This window comes from Saccharopolyspora hirsuta (assembly GCF_008630535.1).
GTDB lineage: Bacteria > Actinomycetota > Actinomycetes > Mycobacteriales > Pseudonocardiaceae > Saccharopolyspora > Saccharopolyspora hirsuta.
The window spans coordinates 1-20849 of the sequence record NZ_VWPH01000020.1 but is presented as its reverse complement, the minus strand read 5'-3'; the positions used below and the strand labels follow the sequence as shown (position 1 = coordinate 20849).

Annotated in this window: 23 protein-coding genes; 17 read left to right on the top strand and 6 right to left on the bottom strand. The window is 71.2% G+C overall.

Annotated features, from left to right (window positions below; translation table 11 throughout):
• Positions 1-40 precede the first annotated feature (40 nt).
• Together F1721_RS32250 and F1721_RS34660 are read left to right on the top strand one after the other, a co-directional pair.
• Complete coding sequence (locus F1721_RS32250) at positions 41-1294, top strand: NAD(P)/FAD-dependent oxidoreductase (RefSeq protein ID WP_150070630.1); 1254 nt, start codon at positions 41-43, stop codon at positions 1292-1294.
• Positions 1291-1446, top strand: coding sequence for a hypothetical protein (locus F1721_RS34660; protein WP_170301678.1), 156 nt, complete (start codon positions 1291-1293; stop codon positions 1444-1446). The genes F1721_RS32250 and F1721_RS34660 overlap by 4 nt, the downstream gene beginning before the upstream one ends.
• A 47-nt stretch (positions 1447-1493) precedes the next feature.
• Here F1721_RS34660 and fmdA read toward each other — a convergent pair whose 3' ends face one another.
• The 3 genes from fmdA to F1721_RS32235 are packed head-to-tail and all read right to left on the bottom strand — an operon-like array spanning position 1494 to position 3664.
• On the bottom strand, positions 1494-2738 hold the full coding sequence (gene fmdA, locus F1721_RS32245) for a formamidase (RefSeq protein ID WP_150070629.1): 1245 nt from the start codon (positions 2736-2738) through the stop codon (positions 1494-1496).
• Positions 2739-2766: 28 nt separating this feature from the next.
• On the bottom strand, positions 2767-3405 hold the full coding sequence (locus tag F1721_RS32240; protein WP_150070628.1) for an AmiS/UreI family transporter: 639 nt from the start codon (positions 3403-3405) through the stop codon (positions 2767-2769).
• Positions 3406-3430: 25 nt separating this feature from the next.
• Positions 3431-3664 (bottom strand): FmdB family zinc ribbon protein, encoded by a 234-nt coding sequence (locus F1721_RS32235; RefSeq protein ID WP_150070627.1) that lies wholly within the window; start codon positions 3662-3664, stop codon positions 3431-3433.
• A gap of 255 nt (positions 3665-3919) precedes the next feature.
• On the opposite strand from F1721_RS32235, the gene F1721_RS32230 reads away from it, so the two are divergent.
• Together F1721_RS32230 and F1721_RS32225 are read left to right on the top strand one after the other, a co-directional pair.
• Entirely contained in the window at positions 3920-4114 is a 195-nt protein-coding gene (locus F1721_RS32230; protein WP_150070626.1) for a hypothetical protein, read from the top strand.
• Positions 4115-4180: 66 nt separating this feature from the next.
• Positions 4181-5917 (top strand): ATP-binding protein, encoded by a 1737-nt coding sequence (locus F1721_RS32225; RefSeq protein WP_170301677.1) that lies wholly within the window; start codon positions 4181-4183, stop codon positions 5915-5917.
• A gap of 9 nt (positions 5918-5926) precedes the next feature.
• On the opposite strand, the gene F1721_RS32220 is transcribed toward F1721_RS32225, so the two are convergent.
• Positions 5927-6514: a GNAT family N-acetyltransferase gene (locus tag F1721_RS32220; protein WP_150070624.1), complete on the bottom strand. Its 588-nt coding sequence runs from the start codon at positions 6512-6514 to the stop codon at positions 5927-5929.
• 181 nt (positions 6515-6695) lie between these two features.
• Here F1721_RS32220 and F1721_RS32215 point away from each other — a divergent pair, with 181 nt between their 5' ends.
• Entirely contained in the window at positions 6696-8084 is a 1389-nt protein-coding gene (locus F1721_RS32215; RefSeq protein ID WP_170301676.1) for an FAD-binding protein, read from the top strand.
• Positions 8085-8146: 62 nt separating this feature from the next.
• Here the strand turns inward: F1721_RS32215 and F1721_RS32210 are convergent, their stop codons facing one another.
• Together F1721_RS32210 and F1721_RS32205 are read right to left on the bottom strand one after the other, a co-directional pair.
• On the bottom strand, positions 8147-8338 hold the full coding sequence (locus F1721_RS32210) for a DUF397 domain-containing protein (RefSeq protein WP_150070622.1): 192 nt from the start codon (positions 8336-8338) through the stop codon (positions 8147-8149).
• Between the two features lie 15 nt (positions 8339-8353).
• Positions 8354-9220 (bottom strand): helix-turn-helix domain-containing protein, encoded by an 867-nt coding sequence (locus tag F1721_RS32205; protein ID WP_246155437.1) that lies wholly within the window; start codon positions 9218-9220, stop codon positions 8354-8356.
• Between the two features lie 107 nt (positions 9221-9327).
• Here F1721_RS32205 and F1721_RS32200 point away from each other — a divergent pair, with 107 nt between their 5' ends.
• From F1721_RS32200 to tyrS, 12 genes are all read left to right on the top strand, one after another.
• Positions 9328-9648, top strand: coding sequence for a hypothetical protein (locus F1721_RS32200; protein ID WP_150070621.1), 321 nt, complete (start codon positions 9328-9330; stop codon positions 9646-9648).
• 118 nt (positions 9649-9766) lie between these two features.
• Complete coding sequence (argC, locus tag F1721_RS32195; RefSeq protein WP_150070620.1) at positions 9767-10795, top strand: N-acetyl-gamma-glutamyl-phosphate reductase; 1029 nt, start codon at positions 9767-9769, stop codon at positions 10793-10795.
• Positions 10792-11187 (top strand): ACT domain-containing protein, encoded by a 396-nt coding sequence (locus F1721_RS32190; protein ID WP_150070619.1) that lies wholly within the window; start codon positions 10792-10794, stop codon positions 11185-11187. The genes argC and F1721_RS32190 overlap by 4 nt, the downstream gene beginning before the upstream one ends.
• Positions 11188-11203: 16 nt before the next feature.
• Positions 11204-12364 carry a bifunctional glutamate N-acetyltransferase/amino-acid acetyltransferase ArgJ gene (gene argJ, locus F1721_RS32185; RefSeq protein ID WP_150070618.1) on the top strand — a complete coding sequence of 387 codons (1161 nt, stop codon included), beginning with the start codon at positions 11204-11206 and terminating at the stop codon, positions 12362-12364.
• Positions 12361-13272, top strand: coding sequence for an acetylglutamate kinase (gene argB, locus F1721_RS32180; RefSeq protein WP_150070617.1), 912 nt, complete (start codon positions 12361-12363; stop codon positions 13270-13272). The genes argJ and argB overlap by 4 nt, the downstream gene beginning before the upstream one ends.
• The gene (locus F1721_RS32175; RefSeq protein WP_150070616.1) at positions 13272-14462 is read left to right on the top strand and encodes an acetylornithine transaminase; all 1191 of its coding nucleotides are present in this window, start codon (positions 13272-13274) and stop codon (positions 14460-14462) included. The genes argB and F1721_RS32175 overlap by 1 nt, the downstream gene beginning before the upstream one ends.
• The gene (gene argF, locus F1721_RS32170; RefSeq protein WP_150070615.1) at positions 14462-15388 is read left to right on the top strand and encodes an ornithine carbamoyltransferase; all 927 of its coding nucleotides are present in this window, start codon (positions 14462-14464) and stop codon (positions 15386-15388) included. Before F1721_RS32175 ends, argF begins: the two co-directional genes overlap by 1 nt.
• Positions 15385-15903, top strand: a complete 519-nt coding sequence (locus F1721_RS32165; protein ID WP_150070614.1) for an arginine repressor — start codon at positions 15385-15387, stop codon at positions 15901-15903. The genes argF and F1721_RS32165 overlap by 4 nt, the downstream gene beginning before the upstream one ends.
• A 52-nt stretch (positions 15904-15955) precedes the next feature.
• The gene (locus F1721_RS32160) at positions 15956-16906 is read left to right on the top strand and encodes an argininosuccinate synthase domain-containing protein (RefSeq protein ID WP_150070613.1); all 951 of its coding nucleotides are present in this window, start codon (positions 15956-15958) and stop codon (positions 16904-16906) included.
• Between the two features lie 38 nt (positions 16907-16944).
• A complete protein-coding gene (gene argH, locus F1721_RS32155) occupies positions 16945-18366 on the top strand; it encodes an argininosuccinate lyase (RefSeq protein WP_150070612.1) in 1422 nt (473 codons plus the stop codon).
• 34 nt (positions 18367-18400) lie between these two features.
• Positions 18401-19024 (top strand): DNA-3-methyladenine glycosylase, encoded by a 624-nt coding sequence (locus F1721_RS32150; RefSeq protein WP_150070611.1) that lies wholly within the window; start codon positions 18401-18403, stop codon positions 19022-19024.
• A 33-nt stretch (positions 19025-19057) separates the two neighbouring features.
• Positions 19058-20332, top strand: coding sequence for a tyrosine--tRNA ligase (gene tyrS / locus F1721_RS32145; protein ID WP_150070610.1), 1275 nt, complete (start codon positions 19058-19060; stop codon positions 20330-20332).
• Positions 20333-20849: the final 517 nt, after the last annotated feature.

Here is a 20849-nt window from a genome sequence, read left to right as displayed (position 1 = left end):
ACCGGGGCATGCTCCACTCGAGGAGCACCGAGGAGGCAGCATGCGCGAGGACGGGATCGACGGGATTCCGCGGCGAGCAGTGGTGGTCGGGGCCGGGGTGGTCGGGTTGTCCACCGCGTGGTTCCTGCAGGAGCACGGCGTCGACGTCACCGTGGTCGACAAGCAGGACGTGGCGGCCGGTTCGTCCTGGGGCAACGCCGGTTATCTCTCACCGGCCTTCTCCATCCCGCTGCCGGAACCGGCCGTGCTGCGCTACGGGCTGCGCACGCTGTTCGCCCCCGACGCGCCGCTGCACGTGCCCGCTTCGCCGGACCCAGCCCTGTGGTCGTTCTTGACGCGCTTCGCCGCGCACTGCACGCCGTGGGCGTGGCGGCGGTCGATGCAGGCGTTCGTGCCGATGAACGCCGAGTGCCTGGACGCCTTCGACGCGCTGCTGGCCGGTGGGGTGGCGGCCAGGACCGAGCAGGCGCCGATCACCGCCGCTTTCGAGAACCCCGAGCAGGTGGCCGATCTGCGGCACGAGTTCGAGCAGATCCGCCGTTGCGGCCAGCAGGTCGGCACCACCGAGCTGTCCACAGCGGACGCCGGGGTTCCGCAGCTGTCCGACCGGATCTCGGCGGTGCTGCGGGTCGACGGCCAGCGCTACGTGGACCCCGGCGAGTTCACCCGAGCCCTCGCGAAGTCCTTCGTCGAGCGCGGCGGGACGCTGCGCACCGGGTTCGCGGTGCGGCAGCTGGTGCGCACCCCCGGGCAGGTGATCGTCAAGTCCGAGCAGGAGGACCGGGTGTCCGCCGAGGTGGTCGTGCTGGCCACCGGGGCCTGGCTGAGCAAGCTCGCCAAGCCGCTGGGCGTGCGCACCCCGGTGCGCGCCGGTCGCGGCTACTCCTTCACCGTCCCGACCGACGAGCCCGTCCCGGGCCCGATCTACCTCCCGGCCGCGCGGGTGGCGTGCACGCCGTACCAGGGCGGGCTGCGCGTCGCGGGCACGATGGAGTTCCGGCCGGTCGACGCTCCGCTGGACCGCGGTCGCGTCGAGGCGATCGTGCGCTCGGCGCGCCCTCTGCTGAGAGGTGTGCGGTGGGAGGAGCGCCGGGACGAATGGGTGGGCGGGCGTCCGGTGACGCCCGACGGGCTGGCGCTCATCGGCGCGACCAAGCTGCCCGGCACCTACGTCGCGGGCGGGCACGGCATGTGGGGGCTGACGCTCGGCCCGCTCACCGGCCGGTTGCTCGCGGAGCAGATCACCACCGGCAAGCGCCCCGCGCTGCTGCGGCCGTTCGACCCGCTGCGATGAACGAGCTGACCGCCGCGGAGCGCGCGGAGCTCGACCGCCTCCGCCGGGAGAACCGCCTGCTGCGCGTGGAGAAGGAGATGCTGCTGCGCATCGCCACCGAGTACGCGCTGGACCTGCGCGTGCCAGCGGTTTCGCGCGAAACCGGCGGCTGACGCGCGGAGGTGGTGGCGATCTCGCGCGAGATCGCCACCACCGGCGGTCACGACGTGACGGCGCACTGGCCGCGGTCCTCGACGGTCGGCCCGGCCGCGGTGGGCCGGACGTCGAAGTCGAAGATCGCCGTGGGCAGGTAGAGCGTGCAGCAGGCGTTGGGGATGTCCACGATGCCGCTGATCCGGCCCTCCACCGGCGCCGAACCCAGCAGCAGGTACGCCTGCTCGCCGGTGTAGCCCCACTTCTTGAGGTACTCGATGCCGTTCAGGCAGGCCCGCCGGTAGGCCACCGTCGCGTCCATGTAGTGGTTGGTGTCGGTGTCGTGGTCCACCGAGACCCCGGAGAAGGACAGGAACTCCGAGTACCGCGGCTCGACGTTGCCCGGCATGAACAGCGGGTTGGTGGTCACGCCGAACTTGGCCATGCCGTCCTTGATCAGGTCGACGTGCAGGTCGATGAACCCGCCCATCTCGATCGCGCCGCAGAAGGTGATCTCGCCGTCGCCCTGGCTGAAGTGCAGGTCGCCGACGGACAGCTTGCCGCCCGGGACGAAGACCGGGAAGAAGATCCGCGACCCGCGGGAGAGGTTCTTGATGTCCTGGTTGCCCCCGTTCTCGCGGGCGGGCACGGTCCGGGCGCCCTCGGCGGCGATGCGCTCGGCCTCGGTGCCGGTCGCCTGCCCGGCCAGCGCCCCGGACACCGTCGGCGGCAGCCCGAGCGGCGGCACCCGGTTCGGGTCGGTGTCGATGAGCGCCTGCTCCCGCCGGTTCCACCGGGCCAGCAGCTCCGCGGACGGGGCGGTGCCGATCAGGCCGGGGTGGGTGATGCCGGTGTAGCGGATGCCGGGCAGGTGCCGGGAGGTGGCCTGCTGGCCGTGGAAGTCCCAGATCGCCTTGTAGGCGTCGGGGTAGTGGTCGGTCAGGAATCCGCCGCCGTTGTTCCTGGCGAACACCCCGGTGTAGCCCCAGCCCTGGCCGGGTGCCTCGCCGGTCTGCTGCGCCGGTCCGAGGTCGAGGATGTCGACGACCAGCAGGTCGCCCGGTTCGGCGCCCTCCACCCCGAACGGGCCGGAGAGCATGTGCGTGACGTCGAGGTCGACGTCGCGCACGTCGTTGGCCGAGTCGTTGTTGCCGAGCTGCGCGTCGGTCCACTCCCGGCACTCGACGCGGAACTCCTGGCCGGGCCGCACCACGGTGGCCACCGGGACGTCCGGGTGCCAGCGGTTGTGCCCGGGGACCGCCTGATCGCGCATCGACTTCGACTGGTCGACGCTGAACACCACTTCTGGCATGGCAAACCTCCTCGCGGAGTGCGCAGGTCTAATGAGGTGTGGGCATCGCCCGGGGGCCCCACCGGAAACCGCGGGGCGACCACGCGCCGGAGGTGACCACCCACAGCGCGGCGAACACCACGACGCCGAAGACCGCCAGCACCAGCGCCGTGGCGGTCGGGTTCCGCCAGTTCCCGGTCATGATCAGGAACGACGGGATGGCGGCGGTCACCCAGCCCTCGATGGCGGCGACCCAGCCGGTGTAGCGGGTCAGCTTCTCCCGCTTCAGCCCGAGCAGCAGGAAGAACAGCAGCCACAGGAACGACCAGTAGAGCCAGATCACGCCGAACGGGCTGTCGCCGAGCAGCTGGAAGTTCGCGTACGAGTAGCCCAGCGCCATGATCGCCACGAACAGCGAGAACCAACCGACCCCGCTGGTGTCGAACTCGCCGAGCAACCCGATGCCGACGTAGAGGTAGGTGAAGCCGAACAGGTAGATGCCCGAGGCGCTGAGGATCGTGACCGGGTCGGCGAGCGAGGCCACGATCAGCACCGTCGGGGTGATCACCTGGAGCGAGCCGACGAAGATGTTGAACACGCCGATCGACTTCGGATCGGCCTTGCCCAGCAGCATGACGCCGTTGAGGAACAGCACCGCGCCGACGTAGAGCAGTCCCACGTATGCCACCTGACACCTCCGGGTGCCTGGACGGTCAGCGGCGGGAGGGCGGGACCTCGGTGACCACTTCCGGGTCCGAGCGGCTGCGCTCCTCGCGGGCGAGGGCGGCGCTGAGCTGCTGGGGCACGGTGGTCAGGTGCGGTGCCGAGAAGACCCGGCGGGCGCTGCACCGGCAGCCGGGGCAGGCGTGCGAGTCCGCCGCCGTCCCGATCGCCTGGTGCGTCTCGAACCGGCCGCACCGAGGGCAGTCGTACTCGTAGATCGCCATGCGGTCCCTCCCCCGGAGACCTCGGAAGGCCCCGGCCGCCCGCAGGCGACCCGCACGGCCGAGGGAAACGCCGGGCCGCGGCGGCTGTCAAGTGGACCGGGGCCGAGCTCGCGGGCGGTGCGGCAAGCCGTCCACACCCGTTGACCGCGGGTGTCCGGTGCGCCGATAATTCCCGCCCACACGAGTGAAATTCCTGCTGGCGGGCGTTACGATCCGCGTCCGAGCCCGCAGCCCGATCGAAGTGGGTGGCTGCCCGTGATCCCCCGACCCGCCCCCGTCGGCCACATCATCCTGACGGCCTGGACGTGCCCCGACTGCGACGTCACCGGCCGCACGCCCCCGGAGGACGAACCGGAGTGCTGGAACTGCGGCGGCCGGGTGGTCGTCACCGCCCGCCCCGCGGTCCCGGCCCCCGCCCGCGACGCCTGCGCAGCGGAATCCCGTTCCTGATCGTCGGACTGTGGATCTTTCCCCGAACCGCCACTGCGGCCCCGCGCGCCCTGGCACGATGACCCGGTGGTCGGACCTGGGGGTGCTCGGAGCCTGCAGGAGGTCCTGCGCCAGCGGCAGGGGAGCGAGTTCGTCGGCCGTCGGCAGCAGTGCGATGCGTTCCGCGCGAACCTGCACGCGCCGGTGGCCGAGCGCAAGTTCGTGTTCGGGCTGCACGGCCAGGCCGGTATCGGGAAGACGTTCCTGCTGCGCCAGCTGCGGGAGATCTCGCTGCAGGACTCCGCGCTGGTCGCGATCACCGACGACACCGAGTCGAACCTGGTCCGGGTGCTGGCCGCGATCGCCCGCCAGCTGGCCGGTCAGGGCGGGGAAGCGCGGAACTTCGCGCAGCGCTTCGCCGAGTACGAGCGACGGCACGACGAGGTGCTGTCGGATCCGCAGGCGCCGTCCGAGGCCCGCGAGCTGGTGCTGTCGACGGCGATCAGGTTCGGCCTCGGTGTCGTGCGCGCCGCCGCGCCCGGCCTCGGGCCGGTCGCCGATGCCGTCCCGCCGGAGAAGATCCAGGAGTGGGTCGAGCACTGCCGCGGTTACCTGGCGAAGCGCTTCGGCAGCCAGGCGGATGTCCGGTTGCTGCTCTCGCCGGTCGAGGAGCTCTCCCCGCACCTGGTGGAAGATCTGCGGAAGATCACCCGGCACCGGCGGCTGGTGGTGCTCTTCGACAACTACGAGCGCACCTCCGAGGTCGTCGAGCCGTGGCTGTTGCGCCTGCTCCAGGGGCATTACGGGGACCTCCCGCTCGGCCTGGTGATCGGCATCGCCGGGCAGCACCCGCTCGACTTCAACCGGTGGGGCGAGTTCTCGTCGATCACGGTCTCCTGGCGGCTCGATCCGTTCACCCCGGAGGAGGCCCGGACGCTGCTCGACCGGAAGGGCGTCCGGGACCCCGATCTGGTGGACGTCGTGCTCGAGCTGTCCGGCGGGCTCCCGCTGCTGCTCGCCGGCCTGGCCGAATCGGGCGACGACGACGTGCACGACCCGACCGGGATGGCGGTGGCGCGATTCCTGAACTTCGTCCCCGAGCAGGAGAGCAGGGACGATGCGGTGCTCGCGGCGCTGCCCCGGGTGCTGGACGAGGACGTGCTGGCCGTGCTGCGCGAGCCCGGCAGGGCGGTGGGCCTGTTCCGGTGGTTGCGGGAGCGGCCTTTCGTGCACGAGAACCAGGGGCAGCTGCAGTACCACCAGGTGGTCCGGGAGAAGATGGTGCGCTACGAGCGGGGCCGCGCACCGCGGCGCTTCCGCCAGCACCACCAGGCGCTCGCCGAGCACTTCCTCCAGCGCCGCGACGAACTCGGACTGCCGGGTGATTCCTGCTGGTACGACTGGGAATGGCGGACGCTGCTGGTGGAGGAGTTCTACCACCGCCTGTGCTCGGCCGCGCACCGGTGGTTGCCGGAGGCGCTGCACCACTGCGCCGTGGCCTGCGGGTTCGAGACGGAACCGGCCGTGCGCGCGTGGCTCGACGCGATCGCGTCCGCCGCGCGGGACTCCGGCTCCAGCGCCGTCCTCGCGTGCGCCCGTGATCTGCAGCGGTTCGTGCCTCCCGGCGGTTCGGTCGATCGCGTCGAACTGCAGCGGTACCTCACGAGACGGCTGGAGCAGGCGGGTTACGGGCAGCCGGTGGGCACGAGGACCATCACCCCGGACCGGGGAACTCCCGTCGTCGGGGAGTCCCGGGGCGCGCTCGGCGGTGCGAGCTTCTTCGGCGGTGATGAGCAGGGCTCGGCCCCGGTGATCGGGGAGTGACCGCTGAGGTCAGCGGGCGCGGGGGAGGTGGCGGGTGGCGAACTCCTCGGCGGTGATGCCCATCACGACCAGGTACTGGGCTCCGCCGCAGAGGAACTCCGGGTCGCGGAGGCGGCCCTCCTCGCGGAAGCCGAGCTTGGCGTGCAGGGCGAGGGACGCCGTGTTGCAGCCGTAGATGCCGACCTCGCACTTGGTGAAGCGGCGGTGGTTGAACATGTAGCCGAGCAGCGTGCTGATCGCGTCGTCGGCGTAGCCGTGGCGGCGGTGCCGCGGGCCGATCCCGATGCCGTAGCTGAAGGTGCCCGGTTCCGGCTGGCTGGTCGACAGCGACCCGACCAGGGCGCGGTCGCGGCGGGTCTCGATCGCCAGCTGGAGGTCCTCGCCGGGGTCGAGGTGGTCGGCGCGGTGCGCCGCCCAGTGCCGGTAGCCGTCGAACTGCGGCGGTCCCTCGCGCGCGGACTCCCGGTCGAAGCCGATCAGGGTGCGCCGGTCGGCCGGTTCGATGCCGCGCAACCGCACCCGCCGTCCCACCCAGCCGGAAGTCGGCCGCGAAGCTCGGTGGTCCACCGCACTGGGGCGGGGCGGGATCATCGTCATCAGCAACGATGATCCCGTGCCGCCCCGGCGATCTCGCAAGGGGGTCGGGTGAGCCACAGCACTCCGCGGCGGGTGGGCAGGGTTGACGTGGCGACGCCAACCCTTCCCCGGAGCGGACTCAGCAGCGATAGTTGCTTGAGCATTGATCATGCTCGCGCGTAGTGCTGGGAGGGGACCTGCAGTGACGAGAGGCGGACTGGGCATCAACCCGCGAACCCTGCTCTGGGGGCCGGACGACGGTACTTCCGACTGGGTTTCAGCGCCCGAGCTCCCCGACGGCGGCGAACTCGTCGTGGACGCCGAAGCCCGGCGAGCAGCCGGAAAGGACCGCGGCAGCCGGGTGGAGGCGCTGCCCGGTGCGGTGCTGCGCCCGGCCGGAGCCGGTGACGTCGAGGCCGTGGTGCGGTTCGCGCACCAGCACGGGATCCCGTGCGCCGCGCAGGGCAACCAGCACACCGTCGGCGGGCAGGCGCTGGCCGCCGACGGGATCGCCATCGACATGCTGCGGCTGAACCGCATCCACTCGGTCGTCCCGCCCGGGGCGGACGGTTCGAGCGGGACGATCGAGATCGATGCCGGGGTGCTGCTGACCGACGTCGCCATCGCCGCCGACAAGCACCAGGCCCGGGTCAGCACCGGCTACCCCGGTCGCACCACCCTGTCGGCGGGCGGCTTCGCCGCCGTCGGCGGCTGGAGCGCCATCGTGCGCAGCGGGGTGTTCGGCGCCGCCGTGCCCCGGATGGAGGTGGTCACCCCCGACGGCCAGCGGCTCCTGTGTAGCGCGGACGAGAACGCGGAGGTGTACAACGCCGTGCTCGGCGGCGTCGGGCAGCACGGGATCATCACCCGGCTCTGGGTGGACCTGGTCCCGGCGCCGAGCCGAGTGAGCACGTACACGGTGCCGTTCAACTCCGCCGAGGCCGCGTGCAACGCCCTGCGGACCCTGTCCGAGCGGCCGGAACCCGACGAGCTGCACGTCACCTGGAAGCATCCCGACGTGCAGATCGCCTGGCTGGAGGTCGACGTCTACGACCCCGAGGCCCGCGGCATCGACTGCGCGCAGCTTCTCGCGGGCTACGGCGACGGGGAGCCCGAGGTCCAGGACCGCAGCTACCTCGACTTCGTCCTCGGGCTGGCGGACCCGATGTACGACTTCGCCGAGAAGCAGCTGGGCTGGAACGAGCTCCCCAAGGCCTGGGCGGACTGGATCATGACCGACGACCAGGTGACCGAGGTCCTGCCGGAAGCCCTGCCGCGCGTGCAGCCGCTCATCAGCCCCACCTCGGTGGTGCTGCTGGCGGTCAAGGACCGGGCCGCCATGGACGCGGCCGGGCGCCGCAACCCGCCGCTTCCCGAGGGCGGCGGGGACAAGTACTGGCTGATGGACTGCCTGCTGGACTTCCCCTCCGCCGACGAGGCCGAGGAAGCGGTGCGGACCCTCCACGACCTGCACGCCTTCGCGCTCGACCGGGGTGCCCGGATCTACTCGATCGGCTCCTTCACCGACCCGGGAATCCACGCCGACACCGGCCTGGCCCCCGGCACGAGCAAACCGAGGATCGACCGGTAGCCGACCGGGCCCGTGAGCGTTCCCGGGGAGCGCTCACGGGCCCTGACCTGCAGACCTGCTGCCTAACTCTGCAAAGAGCCGAGGAACTGCGCGAACACGCCGGGGCTGAACACCAGCACCGGACCGTCGGGGTCCTTGGAATCACGCACGCCGACAACGGTGGGCTGAACAGCGACTTCGACGCAAACGCCACCGTTGCCCTGGCTGTAGCTGGACTTGCGCCACTCGATGTGGTCGGCGGGTAAAACGGGCACGGCTCCTCCTGGCGTTCACCGGTAGTTCTTCGTTACCTGAGCGATGAGTCGCCTGGTTTCCGGGACGCTGAGTGCGGCTGCGCTCAGTCGCTCGAAGATGACGCTGTAGCGAGTGTATTCCGCTGCTTCCCACAGATATGTAGCACCGAAGAAGTCTTCGAGGTAGACCGTCGAGACCTGCTGTTCGGCGAGGTGCATCAACGCCACCGACGAGGTGACCGCGATCCGGCCCGATTCGAAGGGCAGGACCTGGAGCCTGATGTTCGGGAGTTCCGAGAGTTCCTGCAGATGATCGAGCTGGTCACGCATCACCTCCTTGCCGCCCTGAACGCGATGCAGCGCCGACTCTGACAGCACGACCTGAAGGTCCAGCGGCCGATTGGTCCGGGTGAGCACTGCTTTCCGCTCCATCCGGGTCTTCACGTGGTTCTCGACCAGGCGAGGATCCGCCGCTGGCTCCCATGCGCGCAGTGTCGCGCGAGCGTAATCCTCTGTCTGGAAGAGCCCGGTGACGATCTCCACTTCGTAGATCTTCATCTCGGTGGCTTCGGATTCCAGCGCGAAGAACCGTTGCACCCAGTCGGGAACCGAGTCCCGGTGGTAGACCTTCGGCTTGGCGCGCTTGGGGAGGCGCTGGGCAAGGTCGAGCAGGTAGGTGCGCTGCTGCGCGGTCGCTTCGTAGAAGTCGAGCAGTCGCGCGACTTCATCGAGCTTCATGCCCTGGTGACCATTCTCGATCTTGCTGATCTTCGGTTGTTTGCAGCCGAGGGCGTCGGCTGCTTCGAAGGTGCTGCGGTCTGCTTGCTCGCGGAGGCGGCGCAGTTCGATGCCGAGCTGGATGCGCAGCATGCGCGGGTCAGGTGCGGGCGGCATGACGTTCATCCTCGCAGGTCAACGATCTCCAGCGGATCACCTGATTCGGTAAATGACTGTTGGAATCATTCCAGCTAGATTCCGATTTGCAAGTCGATTGGCAGATAGGAGTCGGGATGTCGCAGATGGGAGTCGGGATGTCGGAGTGTCTTTCGCTGGGGCCTTGGGGTGAGGATGAGCTTCCGGCGGTGCTGGCGGATCTGGCCGGAGCGCAGCAGCCGAGGAAGTTCGCGTTGTGCGAGGTCGAGCGAGCTGGCGACAAGGTCACCGATGCGCACATCTACCTGTGGGGCTTGGACTTCGGCCGGGAGTCCGGTGGCTCCGGGCCAGGGGCGGTGTTCGTCAGCCCGGACGGCTGGACCGGTAACTCCGACTCCGCCGAGGGTGCGCTGGAGTGCTTCTCGCTGATCCGCGATCTCCAGTTGGTCTGGCTCTGAGGTGCAGGTTCCGGATCCAGGTGGCGGAGGGCTTCGCGGCGCCGTGCGGTGGCAGGATCGGGAGGGCGTGACGAACGCCCGTTTGATTAACGTTGCATGAGGGTGCATAATCATCCGCATGACGGTTCGAGCGGCTGTGGCCGGTGCCAGTGGTTACGCGGGTGGGGAGCTGCTCCGCCTGCTGCTGTCGCACCCCGAGGTGGAGATCGGTGCGTTGACCGCGGGCGGCAACGCCGGGAGCAAGCTCGGGCAGCACCACCCGAACCTGCTGCCGCTGGCCGACCGGGTGCTGGTCGAGACCACGGCCGCCGAGCTCGCCGGGCACGACGTCGTCTTCCTCGCGCTGCCGCACGGGCACTCCGCCGCGATCGCCGCCGAGCTCGGCGACGACACCGTTGTGATCGACTGCGGCGCCGACCACCGGCTCAACGACCCCGAGGACTGGGCCCGCTGGTACGGCGGCGAGCACTCCGGCACCTGGCCCTACGGCGTCCCCGAGCTGCCCGGCGCGCGCGAGCGGCTGCGCGGCGCCAAGCGCGTGGCCGTCGCGGGGTGCTTCCCGACGGTGTCCTCGCTGGCGCTCGCACCCGCGCTCGCCGCCGGGCTGGTCGAGCCCGAAGCGGTCGTCGTCGCGGTCACCGGCACCTCCGGCGCCGGGCGCGCGCTCAAGCCGCACCTGCTGTCCGCCGAGGTCATGGGATCGGCCAGCGTCTACGGCGTCGGCGGCGCGCACCGGCACACCCCGGAGTTCATCCAGAACCTCAGCGCCGCGGCGGGCGAACCGGTCAAGGTCTCGTTCACCCCGGTCCTCGCGCCGATGGCGCGCGGCATCCTCGCCACGTGCAGCGCCGCGCTGCGCGAGGGCGTCGACGCCGCTGCTGCGCGCGAGGTCTACCTCAAGGCCTACGGCGACGAGCCGTTCGTGCACGTGCTCCCCGAGGGGCAGTGGCCGCAGACCTCGGCCACGCTCGGCGCGAACACCGTCCACCTCCAGCTGGCGGTGGACCCCGACGCCGGGCGGCTGATCGTCGTCGCCGCCGAGGACAACCTGACCAAGGGCACCGCGGGCGGTGCGGTGCAGTGCATGAACCTCGCGCTCGGCCTGCCCGAGACCACCGGCCTGCCGACGGTGGGGGTGGCCCCGTGACAGCCCTGACGCTGCGGCTGCACGACGAGCTGCTGGCCGTCGGCACGGTGCCCGCGCACGCCAACCTGGCGCTGACCGGCGGCAACGCGCCGATCCACGGCAGCATCACCACCAGCGCGGGCCGCACCATCGTCTTCCCGCACTCGCTGGCCGCCGAAGCCGGGCGCGACGTGCGGGTGGAGGGCCCGTTCCGGGCGCTGGAGGTGCAGGGGCCGCTGGACTTCGCGCTGACCGGCGTCCTGGCCGCCCTGCTGGTGCCGCTGGCCGACGCCGCGGTCAGCGTCTTCACCCTGTCCACGTTCGACACCGACTGGATCCTGGTCCCGGCCGACGCCGCCGAGAAGGCCGCGGACGTGCTCACCGCGGCCGGGCACACCGTGGAAGCGCGATGACCACCGAGGAGAGCAAATGAGCGTGACCGGACCTGCCGGTTTCCGGGCGGCCGGGGTGGCCGCCGGGATCAAGGCCGGGGACAAGCGCGATCTCGCGCTCGTCGTCAACGACGGGCCGCAGCAGGCCGCGGCCGGGGTGTTCACCACCAACAAGGTCAAGGCCGCGCCCGTCCTGTGGTCGCAGCAGGTGCTCAAGGAGCGCAAGCTGCGCGCGGTGGTGCTCAACTCCGGCTGCGCCAACGCCTGCACCGGCCCGGAGGGCTTCCAGGACACCCACGCCACCGCGGAGAAGGTCGCCGACGTGCTCGGCGTCGGCGCCATCGAGGTGGCGGTCTGCTCGACCGGCCTGATCGGCGAGCGGCTCCCGATGGACGCGCTGCTGCCCGGCGTCGACACCGCCGCCGGTGCGCTGGCCGCCGACGAGCAGGCCGGTCTCGACGCGGCCACCGCGGTGCTCACCACCGACACCAAGCCCAAGCAGGCCTTCGGGCAGCACGACGCGGGCTGGTCGATCGGCGGCTTCGCCAAGGGCGCCGGGATGCTCGCGCCGAACCTGGCCACCATGCTCAGCGTCCTCACCACCGACGCGGTGATCAGCGGCGACGACCTGGACGAGGCGCTGCGCGCGGCCACCCGGGTCACCTTCGACCGGCTCGACGTCGACGGCGGCACCTCCACCAACGACACCGTGCTGGTGCTGGCCTCCGGCGCCTCCGGCGTCGAGGTGTTCAAAGAGGACTTCACCGCGCTGCTCACCACCGTCTGCACCGACCTGGTCCGGCAGCTGCAGGGCGACGCCGAGGGCGTCACCAAGACCATCGACATCACCGTGCGCGGCGCGGTCAGCGAAGCCGACGCGGTCGCCATCGGCCGCACCATCGCCGAGGACAACCTGGTCAAGACCGCGATCTTCGGCTCCGACCCGAACTGGGGCCGGATCGCGATGGCGCTCGGCCGGGTGGACGCCGAGATCGACCCGGCCGAGCTGGAGATCGCCACCAACGGCGTCACCCTCTACGCCAACGGCACCAAGGCCCGCGACCGCAGCGAGGCCGACCTGTCCGGGCGCGAGGTCGAGATCGTGGTGGACCTGCACCTCGGCGAGCACACCGCGACCATCCTGAGCACCGACCTGTCCCACGCCTACGTCGAAGAGAACAGCGCGTACTCGTCATGACCCCAGAAACCACCGACCGGCTGGCCACCGCAGCGGAGAAGGCCAGCGTGCTGGTCGAAGCGCTCCCGTGGCTCCAGCGCTTCCACGGCGCCACCATCGTGGTCAAGTACGGCGGCAACGCGATGGTCGACGACGAGCTCAAGCAGGCCTTCGCCACCGACATGGTGTTCCTGCGCCTGGCCGGGCTGCACCCGGTGGTGGTGCACGGCGGCGGCCCGCAGATCACCTCGATGCTCGACCGCCTCGGCATGGAGGGGGAGTTCCGCGGCGGCCTGCGGGTGACCTCCCCGGAGACCATGGACGTGGTCCGGATGGTGCTGGTCGGCCAGGTCGGGCGCGAGCTCGTCGGCCTGATCAACCAGCACGGCCCGCACGCGGTCGGCATGTCCGGCGAGGACGCCCGGCTGTTCACCGCCGAGCGCCGCACCGCCACCGTCGACGGCGAAGCGGTGGACGTCGGCCTGGTCGGCGACGTGGTCTCGGTCAACCCCGACGCGGTGCTGGACCTGATCAAGGCCGGGCGCATCCCGGTGGTGTCCACCGTCGCCCCCGACGCCGACGGCGTGGTGCACAACGTCAACGCCGACACCGCCGCCGGAGCGCTGGCCGTGGCGCTCGGCGCCGAGAAGCTGGTGGTGCTCACCGATGTCGAGGGCCTCTACACGAACTGGCCGGACCGCTCCTCGCTGGTGTCCCGGCTCGACGCCGACCAGCTCGCGGAACTGCTGCCGAACCTGGCCTCCGGCATGGTCCCCAAGATGGAGGCGTGCCTGCGCGCGGTGCGCGGCGGAGTCCCGCGGGCGCACGTCATCGACGGCCGCCTCGCGCACTCCGTGCTGCTGGAGGTCTTCACCAGCGCCGGCATCGGGACCATGGTGCTGCCGAGCCAGAACGCCGAGGAGAAGTGATGAGTGGTAATGCGGTGGGCGCGCAGCGCTGGCAGGCGTCCATGATGGACAACTACGGCACCCCGAAGCTGACCCTGGTCAGCGGCTCGGGCGCCGAGGTCACCGACGCCGACGGCAAGACCTACCTGGACTTCCTGAGCGGGATCGCGGTCAACGCGCTCGGCCACGCGCACCCGGCGATCGTGCGCGCGGTGTCCGAGCAGGTCGGCAAGCTCGGCCACGTCTCCAACCTCTACGTGCACGAGCAGGGCCTGGCGCTCGCCGAGCGGCTGCTGGACCTGGCCGGGGCGACCGGGCAGGGCCGCGTGCTGTTCTGCAACTCCGGCGCCGAGGCCAACGAAGCCGCGTTCAAGATCGCGCGGCTGACCGGCCGGGCCAAGATCGTGGCCACGCAGGGCGGCTTCCACGGCCGCACCATGGGCGCGCTCGCGCTCACCGGCCAGCCCGCCAAGCAGCAGCCCTTCGAACCGATGCCGCCCGGTGTGGTGCACGTGCCCTACGGCGACGTCTCCGCGCTGGAGTCCGAAGTGGACGACAACACCGCCGCGGTGTTCCTGGAGCCGATCCAGGGCGAGAACGGCGTGGTGGTGCCGCCCGAGGGCTACCTGCAGGCGGCCCGCGAGATCACCGCCCGCAACGGCGCGCTGCTCGTGCTCGACGAGGTGCAGACCGGCATCGGCCGCACCGGGTCCTGGTTCGCCTTCCAGCGCGCGGGCGTCGTGCCGGACGTGATCACCCTGGCCAAGGGCCTCGGCGGCGGTCTGCCCATCGGCGCCTGCATCGGCATCGGCGCCGCGGGCGACCTGCTGCACCCCGGCCAGCACGGCACCACCTTCGGCGGCAACCCGGTGGTCTGCGCGGCCGCGCTCGCGGTGCTGGACACCATCGCCGCCGACGGGCTGCTCGACCACGTCGAACAGGTCGGCAAGCAGCTGGTCACCGGCCTGCAGCAGCTCGACCACCCGCTGATCGGCGAGGTGCGCGGCGCGGGCCTGCTGATCGGCATCGGCCTGACCGCACCGGTCTCGGCCAAGATCGCCGCCGCCGGGCAGGACGCCGGATTCCTGCTCAACCCCGTCCAGCCCGACGCGATCCGGCTGGCCCCACCGCTGATCGTGCAGTCCGAGCAGGTGCAGCGACTGCTCGCCGCCCTGCCCGCGCTGCTCGACGCTGCCAAGGAGAACGACTGATGCCCCGCCACTTCCTCCGCGACGACGACCTCACCCCAGCGGAGCAGGCCGAGGTCCTCGACCTCGCCGACCAGTTCAAGGCCGACCCGCTCGGCTCCGACGCGCTCGCCGGGCCCAAGTCCGTCGCGGTCCTGTTCGAGAAGAACTCCACCCGCACCCGGCTGTCCTTCGAGGTCGGCATCGCCCAGCTCGGCGGCCACCCGGTCGTCGTGGACGGGCGGATGATGCAGCTCGGCCGCGAGGAGACCATCGAGGACACCTCCCGGGTGCTGTCCCGCTACGTCGACGCCGTCGTGTGGCGGACCTTCGCGCAGGCCCGCATCGACGCGATGGCCTCGGTCTCCCGCGTCCCGGTGATCAACGCGCTGACCGACGAGTTCCACCCCTGCCAGGTGCTCGCCGACCTGCAGACCATCCGCGAGCGGCACGGCAAGCTCACCGGCCTGACCCTGACCTACCTCGGCGACGGCGCCAACAACATGGCGCACTCGCTGATGGTCGGCGGCGTCACCGCGGGCATGCACGTGCGCATCGGCGCCCCGGAGGGCTTCCGCCCGCTGGACTGGGTGCTGGAGGCGGCGAAGAAGCGCGCCGCCGAGACCGGCGGCTCCGTCGAGCTGTTCAGCACCCCGGAGGCCGCCGTGGACGGCGCCGACGTGCTGGTCACCGACGCCTGGACCTCGATGGGCCAGGAGAACGACGGCAAGGACCGGGTCAGCCCGTTCCGGCCGTTCCAGGTCAACGGCGAGCTGCTGGCCGCCACCGGCAAGACCGACACCAGCGTCCTGCACTGCCTGCCCGCGCACCGCGGCATGGAGATCACCGACGAGGTGATCGACGGCCCGGCCAGCGCGGTGTTCGACGAGGCCGAGAACCGGCTGCACGCGCAGAAGGCGCTGCTGGCGTGGCTGGTGCGGCGACGATGACGAACCGAGTCGCGCGGCAGGCCCGCATCGTCGAACTGGTCTCGTCGACCGGCATCCGCAGCCAGACCGAGCTGGCCAAGCTGCTCGCCGACGACGGCATCGAGGTCACCCAGGCGACCCTGTCCCGGGACCTGGACGAGCTCGGTGCGGTCAAGCTGCGCGGCGCCGACGGCGGGGCGGCGGTCTACGTCATCCCCGAGGACGGCAGCCCGGTCCGCGGCGTGCAGGGCGGCACCTCGCGGCTGAGCCGCCTGCTCGGCGAGCTGCTCGTCAGCGCCGACGGCTCGGGCAACCTGACCGTCCTGCGCACCCCGCCGGGGGCGGCGCAGTTCCTGGCCAGCGCCATCGACCGGGCCTCGCTGCCGGAGGTGGTCGGCTCCATCGCCGGCGACGACACCGTGATGATCGTCGCCCGCGAACCCCTCACCGGCCGCGAGCTGGGCGAGCGGTTCACCGCGATGGCGGCCGGAGCCCGCCCAGACGAGGACGAGCCGGAGCCCAGCAGGAGAACTTAGAGTCCGCGGATTGGTGAGCGCCGATCCGCGCCACCACCGAGGAGCAGAGCAGATGAGTGAGCGCGTGGTGCTCGCCCACTCCGGTGATCCGGAGTCGTCCGCGGCCATCAGGTGGCTCGTGGCCGAGGCCCGGGCCGACGTCGTGGCGGTCACGGTCGACCTCGGCCAGGGCGGCGAGGGCCTGGCGGCGGTCCGCCGACGTGCCCTCGACCTCGGAGCGGTCGAAGCGGTCGTCACCGACGCCCGCGACGAGTTCGCCGAGCAGCACTGCCTGCCCGCGCTCCGAGCGCACGCACTGGACCGGCACCCGATGGTCGCCGAGCTGTCCCGGCCGCTGATCGCCAAGCACCTCGTCGCGGCCGCCGACGAGTTCGGCGCGAACGCCGTCGCGGGCTTCGGGACCGACGTCGCCGCGCTGGACCCGCGCCTGGCGGTCATCACCCCGGAACGCGGTCGGCACCCGGGCAGTGGCAAGGCGCGCTGCCCGCTCCGGCACAACATCTGGGGCTGGGGCGCGCACCGCGCACCGGACTGGTCCCTCGACCCCGAGGAGCTGACCATCACGTTCGACGCGGGCGTGCCGGTGGCCATCGACGGCGAGACGGTCACCGCGCTGCAAGCGATCCAGGAGCTCAACCGCCGAGCCGGTGCCCACGGCGTGGGGCTCTTGGACACCCACCAGGCACCCGGGGCGACCGCGCTGATCACCGCGCACCGGGAGCTGGAGGAGCTGACCCTGGACCGGGAGCTGGCCCGGTTCAAGCGGACCGTCGGGCACCGCTGGGCCGAACTGGTCCACGACGGCCGGTGGTACTCCCCGCTCAAGGACGCCCTGGACGCCTTCATCGCCGACTCCCAGCACCAGGTCTCCGGCGAGGTCCGGATCGTCCTGCACGCGGGCCGCGCGCAGGTCCGCGACCGCCGCGCCGAGGAGCCCTGGTGCGCCGCGAACGCCCCGACCTGGTACGACTCCTCACAACGGCTCGCCCAGCCCTGCGGCTGAGCCGCCACCCGCACCTACGAGCACACCGAAGGAACACCGTGACGCAGCAAGGCAGCGAGCCCACCAAGCTCTGGGGCGGACGGTTCGCCTCCGGCCCGGCCGAAGCGATGGCCGCGCTGAGCCTGTCGACCCACTTCGACTGGCGCCTGGCGCCCTACGACATCGCCGGATCCCGCGCCCACGCCCGCGTGCTGCACCGCGCCGGGCTGCTCACCGCCGACGAGCTCGAGCGGATGCTGCAGGGCCTGGACGTGCTGGCCGCCGACGTCGAATCCGGCGAGTTCAAGCCGGTGATCGACGACGAGGACGTGCACACCGCGCTCGAACGCGGCCTGCTGGAGCGGGTCGGCCCGGAGCTCGGCGGCAAGCTGCGCGCGGGCCGCTCCCGCAACGACCAGGTCGCCACCCTGTTCCGGATGTGGCTGCGCGACGCCAACCGCCGCGTCGTCGCAGGTGTCCTGGACATCGTCGACGCCCTCGTCGCCCAGGCGACCAACAACCCCGGTGCCGTCCTGCCCGGCCGCACCCACCTCCAGCACGCCCAGCCGGTGCTGCTGGCGCACCACCTCCTCGCGCACTGCCAGGCGCTGCTGCGCGACGTCGCGCGCATCCGCGACTGGGACGCCCGCACCGCGTACTCGCCCTACGGCTCCGGTGCGCTGGCCGGGTCGTCGCTCGGCCTCGACCCGCAGGCCGTCGCCGCGGAGCTCGGCTTCGACGGCGCGGTGGACAACTCCATCGACGGCACGGCATCCCGCGACTTCGCCGCCGAAGCGGCGTTCTGCCTGGCGATGCTCGGCGTGAACCTCTCCCGGATCGCCGAGGAGGTGATCATCTGGAACACCGCCGAGTTCGGCTACGTGACCCTCGACGACGCCTGGGCCACCGGCAGCTCGATCATGCCGCAGAAGAAGAACCCCGACGTCGCCGAGCTCGCCCGCGGCAAGTCCGGGCGGCTCATCGGCAACCTCAGCGGCCTGCTGGCCACGCTCAAGGCGCAGCCGCTGGCCTACAACCGCGACCTGCAGGAGGACAAGGAGCCGGTCTTCGACTCCGTCGAGCAGCTGGACCTGCTGCTCCCGGCGATGGCGGGCATGCTCGGCACCCTGACCTTCCACACCGAGCGGCTCGCCGAGCTGGCGCCCGCCGGGTTCACCCTGGCCACCGACATCGCGGAGTGGCTGGTCCGCCAGGGCGTGCCGTTCCGGGTGGCGCACGAGGCGTCGGGGGAGTGCGTGCGCACCGCCGAGGCCCGCGGCGTGGGCCTGGAGGACCTGACCGACGAGGAGCTGGCCGCGGCCAACCCGGCGCTGACCCCGCAGGTGCGCGAGGTGCTCACCGTCGAGGGCTCGATCGCCTCCCGCGACGCGCACGGCGGCACCGCCCCGGATCGCGTCGCCGAGCAGCGCGAACGGGTCGTGGCGGCGGTGCGCGAACATCGCGACTGGTTGTCTAAGTGATCACGGTTCAGACACGACCGGTACTGTCTATCCCGTGAGTCAGGTGACACGCGACGAACTCGCCCTCGACCCGCTGTGGGTGGCTCGACGGCTCCTCGGCTGCGAGCTGCGCTCGAACAGCCCCGAGGGCGAGGTCGGCGTGCGCTTGGTCGAGGTGGAGGCCTACCGAGGCCTGGACGATCCCGCGTCGCACTGCTACCGCGGCCGGACCGAGCGCAACGCGGTGATGTTCGGCCCGGCAGGCCACCTCTACGTGTACTTCGTCTACGGCATGCACTTCTGCATCAACGTGGTGTGCCTGACCGACGGCGTCCCCGGCGCGGTCCTGCTCCGCGCCGGGGAGATCACCACCGGCCTGGACCTCGCGCGCTCCCGGCGCCCGGCGGTCCGCAAGGACGTCCAGCTGGCCAGCGGCCCGGCCCGGCTGGCCGGCGTGCTGGGCATCACCCGCGAGCACAACGGCATCGACCTCACCGACCCGGACTCACCCATCCGGCTGGTCAACGGCGCGCAGGTCGCCGAGGACGACATCCGCAGCGGCCCGCGCGTCGGCGTGGCCGCCGCGATGGACCTGCCGTGGCGGACCTGGGTGGACGGCTCGGCGGCGGTCAGCGCCTACCGGCGCGGGACGCGCCGCAGGGTCCAGGCCCGGGCGTAAACCCGGTTGCCCGCATGAGCGAGACTGGCAGGCGTGAGTGAGAACATCCTCGACGAGCTGACCTGGCGCGGACTGATCGCGCAATCCACCGACCTCGACTCGCTGCGACGGGAACTCGACCAGGGGCCGCTCACCCTCTATGCCGGTTTCGACCCGACCGGACCCAGCCTGCACGCCGGCCACCTGATCCCGATCCTGACCCTGCGCCGCTTCCAGCAGGCCGGTCACCGACCGGTGGTGCTGGCCGGGGGCGCCACCGGGCTGATCGGCGACCCGCGCGACGTCGGCGAGCGCAACCTGCACGACGAGAACACCGTGCAGGAGTGGACCGAGAAGATCCGCGCCCAGCTGTCCGCGTTCGTCGACTTCGACGACTCGCCGACCGGCGCGATCATGGAGAACAACGCGCACTGGACCGCCGACCTGCCGGTCACGACGTTCCTGCGGGACATCGGCAAGCACTTCTCGGTGAACACCATGCTCGCCCGGGAGACGGTCAAGCGGCGGCTGGAGACCGACGGCATCTCCTACACCGAGTTCAGCTACATGCTGCTGCAGGCCAACGACTACGTGCAGCTCAACCGCAAGTACGGCACGCGGCTGCAGCTCGGCGGCTCGGACCAGTGGGGCAACATCATCGCCGGCGTCGACCTGGTCCGGAAGCAGGAGGGCGTCGCCGCGCACGCGCTGACCCTCCCGCTGGTCACCGACTCGGAGGGGCGCAAGTTCGGCAAGTCCACCGGCGGCGGGAACGTCTGGCTCGACCCGACGATGACCACGCCGTACGCCTGGTACCAGTACTTCGTGAACGCCGCCGACGCGGACGTGGCGAAGTACCTGCGGCTGTTCACCTTCCTCAGCCAGGAGGAGATCGCCGAGCTGGAGCGCACCACCGCGGAGAAGCCGCAGCTGCGCGCGGCGCAGAAGCGCCTCGCCGAGGAGCTCACCACGCTCGTCCACGGCGAGGACGCCACGCGGAAGGTGGTCGCGGCCAGCCAGGCGCTGTTCGGCCGCGGGGAGCTGACCGAGCTGGACGAGGCGACGTTGGACGCGGCGATGGCCGCGGTGCCCAGCGCCGAGGCCCGGCTCGCGGACAACCCGACCCTGGTCGACCTGCTGGTGGAGACCGGTCTGGCGAACGGCAAGGGGGCGGCGCGGCGCACCATCAAGGAGGGCGGCGCGTACGTCAACAACACCAAGATCGCTGATGAGGAGTGGTCTCCGAGCAAGGAGGAGCTGCTCCACGGCCGGTGGCTGGTCATTCGCCGTGGCAAGCGTCACACTGCGGGTGTTCGGGTCGTGCACTAGCCTGTAATCAGCACCGGAACGGGGCGCTGACCTGCGTGTTCGCTTCCTTCCGGTGCTGATTCCCGCCGATTTGACTTGGTGCGGATCGGCGCGTAAATTGTTTGGAGTCAGCGCGACGCGGGCCGGGAAAACCGGGCCGAGCCTGACGCGGGGTAGCGAACCAAGCTCCCATCTAAGGGTGGTAGAGTGGGCGCCTCGATCGGGAAACCGGAAATGCAGCCGCGGGCCAGTGCGCCCCGGGGTGCGGATTCGGAATCCCACCCAGATCTTTGATGAGAATGCGCTTGACTGCGGTCGGGACGAATAGCGAGCCGGGATTTCGACGGTGGGACGGCGGGGTACCCCCCCCTGAAACACCGAGAAATGGGCCTGCTAGAGTTACCGGCACAAGAAAGCGAACAGAGGAAATGCTCCCCGGAGCTGCACGGCCGTGAGTGGTTGTGGGTGATGGTGTGGGTGTGTTCTTTGAGAACTCAACAGCGGACTGTTTTGGTTAGTGTTCTTGTATGCCCCCGAC

Excerpts from the sequence above, each read along its gene's own strand:
- argC (WP_150070620.1), top strand. The coding sequence starts at position 9,767 with ATGACGGTTCGAGCGGCTGTGGCCGGTGCCAGTGGTTACGCGGGTGGG.
- fmdA (WP_150070629.1), bottom strand. The coding sequence starts at position 2,738 with ATGCCAGAAGTGGTGTTCAGCGTCGACCAGTCGAAGTCGATGCGCGAT.
- F1721_RS32200 (WP_150070621.1), top strand. The coding sequence starts at position 9,328 with ATGTCGCAGATGGGAGTCGGGATGTCGGAGTGTCTTTCGCTGGGGCCT.
- F1721_RS32235 (WP_150070627.1), bottom strand. The coding sequence starts at position 3,664 with ATGGCGATCTACGAGTACGACTGCCCTCGGTGCGGCCGGTTCGAGACG.
- argF (WP_150070615.1), top strand. The coding sequence starts at position 14,462 with ATGCCCCGCCACTTCCTCCGCGACGACGACCTCACCCCAGCGGAGCAG.
- F1721_RS32160 (WP_150070613.1), top strand. The coding sequence starts at position 15,956 with ATGAGTGAGCGCGTGGTGCTCGCCCACTCCGGTGATCCGGAGTCGTCC.
- argJ (WP_150070618.1), top strand. The coding sequence starts at position 11,204 with ATGAGCGTGACCGGACCTGCCGGTTTCCGGGCGGCCGGGGTGGCCGCC.
- F1721_RS32205 (WP_246155437.1), bottom strand. The coding sequence starts at position 9,220 with ATGAACGTCATGCCGCCCGCACCTGACCCGCGCATGCTGCGCATCCAG.
- argB (WP_150070617.1), top strand. The coding sequence starts at position 12,361 with ATGACCCCAGAAACCACCGACCGGCTGGCCACCGCAGCGGAGAAGGCC.
- F1721_RS34660 (WP_170301678.1), top strand. The coding sequence starts at position 1,291 with ATGAACGAGCTGACCGCCGCGGAGCGCGCGGAGCTCGACCGCCTCCGC.
- F1721_RS32165 (WP_150070614.1), top strand. The coding sequence starts at position 15,385 with ATGACGAACCGAGTCGCGCGGCAGGCCCGCATCGTCGAACTGGTCTCG.
- F1721_RS32175 (WP_150070616.1), top strand. The coding sequence starts at position 13,272 with ATGAGTGGTAATGCGGTGGGCGCGCAGCGCTGGCAGGCGTCCATGATG.
- F1721_RS32250 (WP_150070630.1), top strand. The coding sequence starts at position 41 with ATGCGCGAGGACGGGATCGACGGGATTCCGCGGCGAGCAGTGGTGGTC.
- F1721_RS32220 (WP_150070624.1), bottom strand. The coding sequence starts at position 6,514 with ATGACGATGATCCCGCCCCGCCCCAGTGCGGTGGACCACCGAGCTTCG.